This window comes from Bartonella sp. AA81SXKL (assembly GCF_042196945.1).
GTDB lineage: Bacteria > Pseudomonadota > Alphaproteobacteria > Rhizobiales > Rhizobiaceae > Bartonella.
Window position 1 is genome coordinate 1 of sequence record NZ_JBHIRH010000218.1, and the last position, 741, is coordinate 741.

Sequence of the window (741 nt, forward strand, 5' to 3'; positions counted from 1 at the left end):
TCCATAAAAAACCGACAATAAAACCGGCAAAAAACCAATAAAGAGAAAGGTAAAGGGGAGGGCAGAAAATAGCGAATGGCACAGCCCATCCAAAAGTAATTGGGTCTGTCAGTAAAGCATTACACAGCCACCAAAAACCAAAAATAAAATAACCAAAGCCAAAGGTTCCACAGCTTAAAGCGTAGATCAGAAGGCATTTTCTATTGTTTTGAAGAGCACTGATTTTATCAAGTAAAACAATGAAGACAGGAAAAGTTAAAAAACAGAGAGGTGTTAAATAAAAGGGCGGAAGTGCAAAGGATGTCAATGCACCACATAAAAACAACACCCCTTGCCGTTTCCAACCAGTGAGGGAAAACAAGGACATCTTGACACTGTTTAAAAACACGAAGTTACTCTTCGGAGATGACATTTTGTTTAAAACTTTCATTCTCCGGAATACGAAAAATACGTAAGCGCTTAATCCGACGTTTATCAGCTTCTAAAATACGGAATCGATAACCTGGCACCGCTTCAATGATTTCACCTTTTGCGGGAATGCGATCAAGAATAGAAACAATCAAACCACCGATGGTATCGACTTCATCACCATATTCCCCTACAATAAAATCAGGACCGAGAGCTTTCTCCACATCTTCTAGTTCAGTTCTCGCATCAACAAGCCATTTATTATTGGGGTCGCGGACGATAGCATGGTCTACATGCTCTTCTTCATCTTCGATATCCCCCACTACTAATTCG

At 40.1% G+C, this 741-nt stretch carries 1 protein-coding gene and 1 pseudogene; both read right to left on the reverse strand.

What is annotated here, in order from left to right:
• A pseudogene (locus ACFINZ_RS10700) lies at positions 1-430 on the reverse strand (apolipoprotein N-acyltransferase); the annotation flags it as partial.
• A partial coding sequence (locus ACFINZ_RS10705; RefSeq protein ID WP_375701508.1) for a transporter associated domain-containing protein occupies positions 393-741 on the reverse strand: 349 nt, incomplete at its 5' end. The pseudogene ACFINZ_RS10700 and the gene ACFINZ_RS10705, both read right to left, overlap by 38 nt.